This is a genomic window from Cupriavidus sp. 05N38 (genome assembly GCF_056397345.1).
In genome coordinates this window covers 21,747-30,481 of sequence record NZ_JBFTNF010000079.1, presented here as the reverse complement: position 1 = coordinate 30,481, position 8,735 = coordinate 21,747, and the positions used below count along the sequence as shown (strand labels likewise).

7 protein-coding genes are annotated in these 8,735 nt (G+C 64.9%); 6 read left to right on the top strand and 1 reads right to left on the bottom strand.

Annotated elements, in window-relative coordinates; translation table 11 throughout:
- Positions 1 to 281: 281 nt before the first annotated feature.
- The 6 genes from AC1DK4_RS35570 to AC1DK4_RS35545 all read left to right on the top strand — a co-directional run bounded on the left by AC1DK4_RS35570 (position 282) and on the right by AC1DK4_RS35545 (position 6,363).
- Positions 282 to 1,076, top strand: a complete 795-nt coding sequence (locus AC1DK4_RS35570; RefSeq protein WP_477132103.1) for an SDR family NAD(P)-dependent oxidoreductase — start codon at positions 282 to 284, stop codon at positions 1,074 to 1,076.
- A 77-nt stretch (positions 1,077 to 1,153) separates the two neighbouring features.
- Positions 1,154 to 2,131, top strand: coding sequence for a tripartite tricarboxylate transporter substrate binding protein (locus tag AC1DK4_RS35565; RefSeq protein WP_477132102.1), 978 nt, complete (start codon positions 1,154 to 1,156; stop codon positions 2,129 to 2,131).
- A 68-nt stretch (positions 2,132 to 2,199) separates the two neighbouring features.
- Positions 2,200 to 3,570 carry an NAD-dependent succinate-semialdehyde dehydrogenase gene (locus tag AC1DK4_RS35560; protein WP_477116928.1) on the top strand — a complete coding sequence of 457 codons (1,371 nt, stop codon included), beginning with the start codon at positions 2,200 to 2,202 and terminating at the stop codon, positions 3,568 to 3,570.
- A 28-nt stretch (positions 3,571 to 3,598) separates the two neighbouring features.
- Positions 3,599 to 4,012, top strand: a complete 414-nt coding sequence (locus AC1DK4_RS35555) for a cupin domain-containing protein (protein ID WP_477132101.1) — start codon at positions 3,599 to 3,601, stop codon at positions 4,010 to 4,012.
- 153 nt (positions 4,013 to 4,165) lie between these two features.
- Positions 4,166 to 5,431 carry an MFS transporter gene (locus AC1DK4_RS35550; RefSeq protein ID WP_441623462.1) on the top strand — a complete coding sequence of 422 codons (1,266 nt, stop codon included), beginning with the start codon at positions 4,166 to 4,168 and terminating at the stop codon, positions 5,429 to 5,431.
- A gap of 17 nt (positions 5,432 to 5,448) precedes the next feature.
- Positions 5,449 to 6,363, top strand: a complete 915-nt coding sequence (locus AC1DK4_RS35545) for an SMP-30/gluconolactonase/LRE family protein (RefSeq protein ID WP_441623460.1) — start codon at positions 5,449 to 5,451, stop codon at positions 6,361 to 6,363.
- 119 nt (positions 6,364 to 6,482) lie between these two features.
- Here AC1DK4_RS35545 and AC1DK4_RS35540 read toward each other — a convergent pair whose 3' ends face one another.
- Entirely contained in the window at positions 6,483 to 8,729 is a 2,247-nt protein-coding gene (locus tag AC1DK4_RS35540; protein WP_441643613.1) for a xanthine dehydrogenase family protein molybdopterin-binding subunit, read from the bottom strand.
- Between the last annotated feature and the right edge of the window lie 6 nt (positions 8,730 to 8,735).

Sequence of the window (8,735 nt, the reverse complement as noted above, 5' to 3'; positions counted from 1 at the left end):
GCGGCGCCGTCTTGCGCTCGATCAGCGATAACAGTTCCTGTCTTTCTTTCTTCGCCAACTTCACTGGCGTTGCATGGCGGCCTCGACTCATCCCGCCATGATATCCGAGGCGATTATTTATTCAAGCTATTTACGGGATGTTGTACTAGTGCCGGCAATTCATTCCTTCATTCTATCATTGGATAGAAATAAAGAATTTCACTTATCAATCGCCGCTGCTTACGATTCGCCCCAACGTCGGCGGTGTTGCCGCCCAAGGCCCGTACAAGGAGATAAGTGGAATGTTGAAACTGACAAACAAGGTTGCCCTGATCATGGGATGTGGCTCCGTGGCACAAGGCTGGGGCAATGGCAGGACCATGGCGGTTCTCATGGCCCGCCAGGGTGCCGCGTTCTTTGGCACCGACCTGAACCTGGAGAACGCGGAAGACACGCGCAAGCGCATCGAGGAAGAAGGAAACCGGGCAACGGTGGTGCGCTGCGATTCCACCAGGGCCGAAGACGTGGAGCGCGCGGTGRACGCCTGCCTTGAGCTGCACGGGCGCATCGACATCCTGGTCAACAACGTCGGCTTGTCGCAGCCTGGCGGTCCGGTAGACATGACGGAAGCCGTCTGGGATGCGCAGATCGAGGTGAACCTGAAGGGTGCGTTCCTCGCATGCAAGCATGTGCTGCCCGTCATGCGCAAGCAAGGCGCCGGCTCAGTCATCAACGTGTCTTCGGTTGCCGGCCTGCGCTACGTGGGCAAGCCCCAGGTCGCCTACGCCGCGGCCAAGGCTGCGCTGATCCAGTTCACGAAGACGACAGCCGTGATTCACGCTGCGGAGGGTATCCGCCTGAACTGCGTGGTGCCCGGCCTGATGCAAACGCCGCTGCTAGACAACCTGGTCCAGAAGTACGCACAGGGCGATCCGGCTGGCTTCCTCGCCCGCCGAAACAACCAGATCCCGATGAAACACATGGGCGATGCCTGGGACACGGCCCATGCCGCCCTCTTCCTGGCGGCCGATGAGAGCCGCTACGTCACGGGCACCGAGATCGTCATCGACGGCGGCCTGATCGCCAGCACGCCCTGATCCAGGCATCGACGTCCGGCCGGGCAAAGGCGCTTGCGGACGCAGGACAGACCAGACCAAAAAGACAGGAGACAAAGATGGCATCCCCCTACCGGCGGCTGTTCAAGGCCGCGGCATTCGCTGTATGCGCCYGCGCCAGTGCACTGGCTTCTGCGCAGGCGTACCCGCACCAGCCGATTCGGCTGATCGTGCCGTTCGCGGCCGGCGGCGCTGTCGACCAGACCGCGCGCATCATCAGCGTGGCGCTCGGCGAGAAGCTCGGGCAACCCATCGTGATCGAGAACAAGCCGGGGGCCGGTGGATCCATCGGCGCGGCGGAGACCGCCCGAGCCAAGCCCGATGGCTATACGCTGATGCTGGCGCTCGATACGCAAGCCGCCAACTACCAGATCATGAAAGGCCTGCGGTACGACACCTTCAAGTCGTTTGACTACCTCAACCTGCTGGTGACGACGCCGCAGATCCTGGTCACCCGGGGCGATCTCCCCGTGAAGAACCTGGAAGAGTTGATCTCGTACCTGAAAGCCCATCCGGGCACGACCTACGGCACCTCGGGGCTGGCATCCGCAGGGCACGTGAACAGCGCGCAGATGGCGTTGGCGCGCCGGCTCAAGACGACTCACGTTCCCTACAAGGGCGCGGCCCCGATGATCACAGACCTGCTGGGAGGACATATCGATTTCGCCTTCGCCGGCGTATCGGTGCTGCTCCCGCATATCCAGTCGGGCAAGGTCCGCGCCATCGCCGTGGGCTCGTCCAAGCGGTCTGCCCTGTTGCCGGGTATCCCCACGATGAGCGAGTCCATCCCGGGGCTGGAGTATCCCACGTGGGTCGGCCTGGTCGCCCCCAGCGGCCTGCCGGCGGAGACGCGGAACAAGATCGTGGCGGCCACCTCGGAAGTGATGCGCAACCCGGAACTCGCCAAGCGTTTCGCCCAGAACGGGTTCGACGTCGTGAACAGCACGCCCGAGGTATTCAAGGCGAGACTGGAAAAGGACGCCGGCACGCTTGAAGAACTGATCCGGCGCAAGGTGCTGTCCAGCGAACCCATCTGATCCTTGCGCGAACGCAGCCATGCCAAGGCGAGGCTACGTTCGCCGAACAACCTGCTACCAATATACCAATGATCGTTTCAGTCAATCCCTCCACGGGTGCGGAACTCGGCCGCTACCTGCTCGATCGCCCGGAAGATGTCGAGCGCAAGCTGCAAGGCGCGGCGCAGGCCCAACAGGCGTGGCGCACGCGGTCGGTGCGCGAGCGATGCGCGCTTCTGGCGGAAGTGGCCGCGGTGCTTCGCCGCAATCGGGCGCAGTATGCGGCCATGATCACCGCCGAGATGGGCAAGCCGCTCGCGGAAGCCGAGGCTGAAATTGACAAGTCGGCGATGACTTGCGACTTCTACGCCGAATCCGCGGCAGGCTTCCTGGCCGATGTCCAGATTCCCAGCAATGCGGCGGACAGCCGCGTGGTGTTCGACCCGCTGGGCGTGGTCCTGGCGGTGATGCCCTGGAATTACCCGTTCTGGCAGTTCATTCGCTTTGCCGCCCCCGCACTCGCCGCGGGAAACGCGGCCTTGCTCAAGCATGCCAACAACGTGCCGCAATGCGCGCTCGCGCTGGCGGAGGTCTTTCGGGAGGCGGGCGCGCATGACGGCCTGGTCTCCACCTTGATGATCGACGCGTCGGAGGTGGCCGGCGTCCTGGCTGACCCACGCGTCGCGGCGGTGACGCTTACCGGCTCGACGGCCGTTGGCAAGCTGGTCGCTGCCCAGGCCGGTAGCCTGATGAAGAAGCAGCTCCTGGAACTCGGCGGCTCCGACCCGTTCATCGTGCTGGCCGACGCGGACGTGGAGGCCGCCGCCAGGATGGCCGTGAAGGCGCGTTTCTCGAACACGGGCCAGAGCTGCATTTCTGCCAAGCGCTTCATCGTGGAAGACGCCGTCGCGGACCGCTTCGTTGCCGCCTTCTGCGCCGGCACGCGCTTGCTGGCGGTCGGTGACCCGATGGACCGCAGCACAACCGTGGGCCCCCTGGCCAGAGCCAATCTGCGCAGCGATCTGCATTCACAGGTGGAGCGCACTGTCAGCGCGGGCGCGGTGGTCGCGCTGGGCGGCCATCCGATCGACGGGCCAGGCTTCTTCTACGCGCCCACCATTCTGGACCGGGTCACACCGGGCATGGCCGCGGCAGTGGAGGAAACGTTCGGACCTGCCGCGGCCGTCATCCGGGTCGGCAGCGTTGACGAAGCAATTGCGGTGGCGAATGCCACCGAGTTTGGCCTGGGCGCGGCGCTGTGGACCGGCGATCTGGAGCGGGCCCACGCGCTGGCCCGGCGCATCGAGGCGGGCGCGGTATTCGTCAACGGCCTGGTTGCCTCCGATCCGCGATTGCCCTTCGGTGGCGTCAAGCAATCCGGCTACGGCCGCGAGCTCGGTGAGTTCGGCATCCGCGAGTTCACCAACATCAAGACGGTGTGGGTCGGCCCTGCCCACTGAACTTTTTCTTCATTTTCGAGGCTATGCCATGATCAAGACTGAATCCAATGCCGTGCTGCTGCAGTCCGACGCCATCAAGACACATGACCGCGGCGGCGGCGCCCGCACGACACCACTGGTAGGGAAGGGCGCGGGCGCCACGGCCTTCATCACTGGCTATACCGAGTTCGGCGGGGGCGCCGAGATTCCCTTTCATCATCACAATGCCGAGGAAAGCGTTGTGCTGATCGACGGCGAKGCCATCTTCGACATCGATGGGCAATCGATCCCCGTCAAGAAGGGCGATGCCACCTTCATTCCCCCGAACGTGCCGCATCGCTTCCGCAATGCGTCGGCGACGGCGCCCATGAAGATCCTGTGGATCTATGGCTCGACGGACGCGAGCCGCACCCTTGTGGAGACCGGCGAGACCCGCCCCATCGCCGCGGAGCACAACGGCTAGCGCGATTGCAGTTCCGCACAGGCGCCCTGCATCCCGGGCGCCTGCCTCCCGGGAAACACGCGCTGGCGTTCGATGGGAGCACACCGCCGGCCTGGACCACGGCGGAAGACAAGAACCGGAGACATCGTGAAATCCTCAACCTCTCGAAGCCTGGTGGCGGTGTATCTGCTGCTGTTCACCATGGCCTTGATCAACTACCTGGACCGTGTGGCGCTCTCTGTCGCCGCCAGGCCGATCGCGGCCGAGTTCCAGTTGAGCCCGGTCGAGATGGGCTATCTTTTCTCGTCATTCCTCTGGACCTACCTGCTCTGCCTGATACCGGCCGGCATCCTCGCTGACAAGTATGGGGCGAAAGGCGTCTGCGTGGGGGGCATGGGCGTCTGGTCGATTGCCACCGTGCTCACCGGGCTTGTGGGAAGCTTCCATGCGCTCTTCGCCACGCGTCTGGTCATGGGCGCGGGTGAAGCGACCAGCTATCCGTGCGCCAACAAGTTCATCCGCGAACAGGTGCCCACGCAGAACCGGGGCTTCGCCACCACCATCTTCAATAGCGGCGCGTACGCCGGTCCGGCAGTTGGCGCGCTCTTCATCGGCTGGCTGGTATCCGTCGTCAGTTGGCGCGTCGCATTCATGCTGGCAGGCGCCATCGGGCTCGTCTGGCTTGTGCCGTGGATGATCTGGTTCCGCAATTCCGCGCCGCAGGCCACTACTACCGCGGCGGCCCCGGCGATGGCAGCGACGCCAGACCCGGGCGTCGGCCTGAAGGGCCTGCTGAGGTCCACGAGCATGTGGGGCATCGCCGTGACGCAGGGTTGCGCGGTGTACACCCAGTACCTGTTCCTGACGTGGCTTCCCAGCTACTTGCAGGCAACCAAGGGCATGAACATCAAGGACGCCGCCATCTATACCGCATTGCCGTACGCTTGCGCAGTATTGTTTGGCATGCTGCTGGGCCGCATCAGCGATAAGCTCCTCAGGCCTGGCGAGGCTGAGACCGGGAAGCGCAGGCCCATGATCGGCGCCATGTTGCTGTGCTCTTCCGTTATTCTTGCGGCACCGTTCGTGAGCAATATCTGGGTCATCGTACTGCTGCTGGCCGTGTCCCTGACCGGCATCGCGACGGCGATCTCGCTGAACATGGCACTTGCCAACGACCTGCTCGACCATGCTGCGGATGCCGGCAAAGCCAACAGCATCGCCATCGCCGGCGGAAACGTGTTCGGTATCCTGGCGCCCATCGTGACCGGCTACCTGGTTGCCGCAACCGATTCGTACAACTATGCCTTCGCCGCGGCCGGGGTGTTGCTGCTGGTCGGGGCGCTGGTATCGCAAGTTGCCACGCGCAGGCGCATCGGTGAGGCGCGGTGCGCGGATGCGCGGGCCGGCCGTGAGGCGGGAGCACGCGTGTTCCATGGATAGCATGTAGGAGAAACGTGATGTTCTTTGCTCCCCCCCCGATAACCGAGGCTACACCGTTCGCGCGTCTTCCCGAGGCACCGTCCAGCCCTGGAATGGCCGCAGCCTGGGAAGGTAGCCAGCCGCACGGCATTCCAACCCGGTCTTTGCTGGAAGGCCCGAGCTTCGACAACGATGGCAACCTGTACTGCGTGGACGCGCCGAATGGGCGCATCGTCCGCTTCTCGCCTTCTGCCGAATGCGAGACCATCGTGCAGTACGACGGCTGGCCCAACGGGCTGGCGCTGGGCCGGGACGGACTTGCCTATATCGCCGACTACAAACACGGCATCATGGTGCTCGACCTCGAGACGAGGGTCGTGAGTCCACTGCTGGAGCGACACTATGCCGAGCGCTTCAGGGCAGTCAACGACTTGTTCTTCGCGGCCAACGGCGACCTTTACTTCACTGACCAGGGCCTGTCGGGCTATCAAGACCCGAGTGGGCGCTTGTTCCGGTACAGCCGGCAAGGGCGGCTTGAATGCGTGCTGGAGCGCATCCCCAGCCCAAATGGGCTGGTGATGAACCTGGATGAATCCGTCCTCTTCCTTGCGGTCACGCGTGCGAACGCCGTGTGGAGGGTGCCGTTCATGCGCGATGGCACGGTAAGCAAGGTCGGGACCTTCGTGCAGCTTTCTGGCGGCACGGGACCCGACGGCCTCGCGCTGGACGAGCAGGGCCGTCTGGCCATCGCGCATACCGGCATGGGCTCGGTCTGGGTGGTCGACGCGCGGGGCGAGCCGGTGCACCGCATCACGTCGGCGGTGGGAGACCACACGACCAACGTTGCCTACGGTGGCGAGGGAAACCGCACGCTCTTCATTACGGAATCGAGTTCCGGCACCGTGCTGAAGGCGGAGCTGGATGTGCCCGGGAAGCGGATGTTCTGCCAGTGATCCGCCGGCGAAATGATCACCGGAGCATACAACCCGGGACAGCAAAGTACGGCATCGATGCCCCAGGGCTGACGGCCACGCGCTAACAGCAGCAGGCGGGGCCTGTCGTCGGTGGGCAATCAGGACAGGTTGAAGGGAAGCTGGCGCAGCGGCTTGCCGGTGAGGCGGGCAATGGCGTTGGCAAACGCCGGCGCCAACGGCGGCAGGCCAGGCTCGCCCATGCCCGTCGGTGGATCCGCACTGGGCACGATGTGGACGTCGAATGCGGGGGCATCGGTAATGCGCGCCACTGTGAAGTCGCCAAAGTTGCTTTGCTCGACGACACCGTCCTTCAGCGTGATGGCCGAGCCCGCCAGGCACATCGACAGCCCCATGACTGCCGCGCCCTGCACCTGTGCTTCCACGGTGCGAGGATTCACCACCAGATTGCAATGCACGCCGGCTGTGACGCGATGCAGTTGGGGGCGACCCTCCTTAACGGAGGCCTCTACGACATAGGCCACCACGGAATCGAATGACTCGTGCACCGCGACCCCCCAGGCGCGGCCGGCGGGTAGCTTCTTCTTGCCGTAGCCGCTCTTGTCCACCGCCAGTTGCAACGCCGCGCGATGGCGCGGATGCTTGTCGCCGAACAGGCGCATGCGGTAAGCCACCGGGTCTTGCTTGGTGGCGCGCGCAATCTCGTCGAGCAGTGTCTCCATGACGTAAGCAGTGTGGGTGGAACCGACACTGCGCCACCATAGCACCGGCACGTTGGGCGTGGGGTGATGCACGGTCAGGCGCATCGGTAGCGGGTAGGGATCGCGCATGCCCTCCGTGGCCGTGGCGTCGATGCCGTTCTTGACCTGGAATTCCCCGAACACCGTGCCCGAGGTAATGGACTGGCCAACGATGACATGATCCCAGGCCAGCACCTTGCCTTGCTGGTCRAAGCCGATGCGCGCGCGATGCAGGTGCATCGGGCGGTAATACCCGCCCTTGATGTCGTCCTCGCGGCTCCATAGCATGCGAATCGGTGCCTTCATGCCGGCGGTGCGCGCAGCCTTGGCGATCGCACAGGCCTCGACCACGTAGTCGCTCGTGCTCGCGAAGCGCCGGCCAAAGCCGCCGCCCGCCATCTGTACATGGATCTTCAATTGCTCGGGCTTGAGGCCAAGTGCGCGCGCGGCAGCGGCACCGTCCAGTCCAGGGCACTGGGAGCCGACCCACAGTTCGGCGCGCTCGTCGGACAGCTGGACGGTGCAGTTCAGTGGTTCCATCGGCGCGTGCGCCAGGTAGGGGAACACGAATTCCGCGTCCAGCTGGCGCGGCGCGGTGGCCAGCGGCGTCATGTCCGCGTCGAACTGACGCCGGCCGGGCTGCGCCGCCAACTCGCGGTACTGGGCCAGCAACCGTTCGCTGTCAGCCTTTTCGACCGCGCTCGTGTTCCATTGAAGCTTCAGCGCGTCGCGCCCTTGCCTGGCCGCCCAGTAGCCGTCGGCGAGCACGGCCACGCCTTCGCCACCACGGTCCCCCGGCACGCGCAGCACGGCCTTGACACCATTGATGGCTCGTGCGGCGGTGTCGTCTACCGCGGTCAGTCGCGCGCCAAACACAGGGGGATGTGCCACCACGGCCGTGAGCTGACCGGGCAGGCGTGTGTCGATGCCGAAGTCCTGGCGCCCGCTGCTCTTGGCACGCGCATCGATGCGCGTGGTGGGCGTGCCTATGATACGAAAGTCCTTCGGGTCCTTCAGCGTGACCTTCTCCGGCACCGGCAACGCCATGGCGGCTTCGGCCAGTTCGCCGTAGGTCAGCGTACGGCCACCCGGATCCAGCACCAAACCTGCGCGGGTGCGCAGCGTGGCCACGTCCACGTTCCAGCGCGCCGCCGCCGCCGACAGCAGCATCGCGCGGGCACGGGCACCAAGCTCGCGGTACTGCGTGAAGCTGTTCTTGACCGAATGCGAACCGCCGGTGAGATGAATGCCGAACAGCGGGTCGACGTAGGCAGCGTCGTTCGAGCCGTGCCGGCTGCGCACCAGGCTCCAGTCCGCGTCGAGCTCCTCGGCCAGGATCATCGGCAAGGCAGTCTGCACGCCTTGGCCGAACTCCAGCCGGTTGACGGTCACGGTGACCTCGCCGCTGGGAGCGATCTGCACAAACGCCAATGGCTGCTGCGTCGGCTTCAGGGCGCTCGCAGCACCACCGGCATTGACGGCCTGTGCGATGGCCAGATGCGGAAATGCACCAAGCACCAGGCCGAGGGAGCCGGCCAGCTTCAGGAAGCTGCGGCGCGGCAGCATGGTGGGTTCGTCGCTCTGGCTCCGCGCCAGCAGCCGCTGTAGATTGCGCGGCATTTCGCCGTGATCGAGACTGGGAAACATGGCGGA

Bases quoted from the DNA above. Each gene is read 5' to 3' on its own strand.
- AC1DK4_RS35545 (WP_441623460.1), top strand. From the start codon at position 5,449: ATGTTCTTTGCTCCCCCCCCGATAACCGAGGCTACACCGTTCGCGCGT.
- AC1DK4_RS35560 (WP_477116928.1), top strand. From the start codon at position 2,200: ATGATCGTTTCAGTCAATCCCTCCACGGGTGCGGAACTCGGCCGCTAC.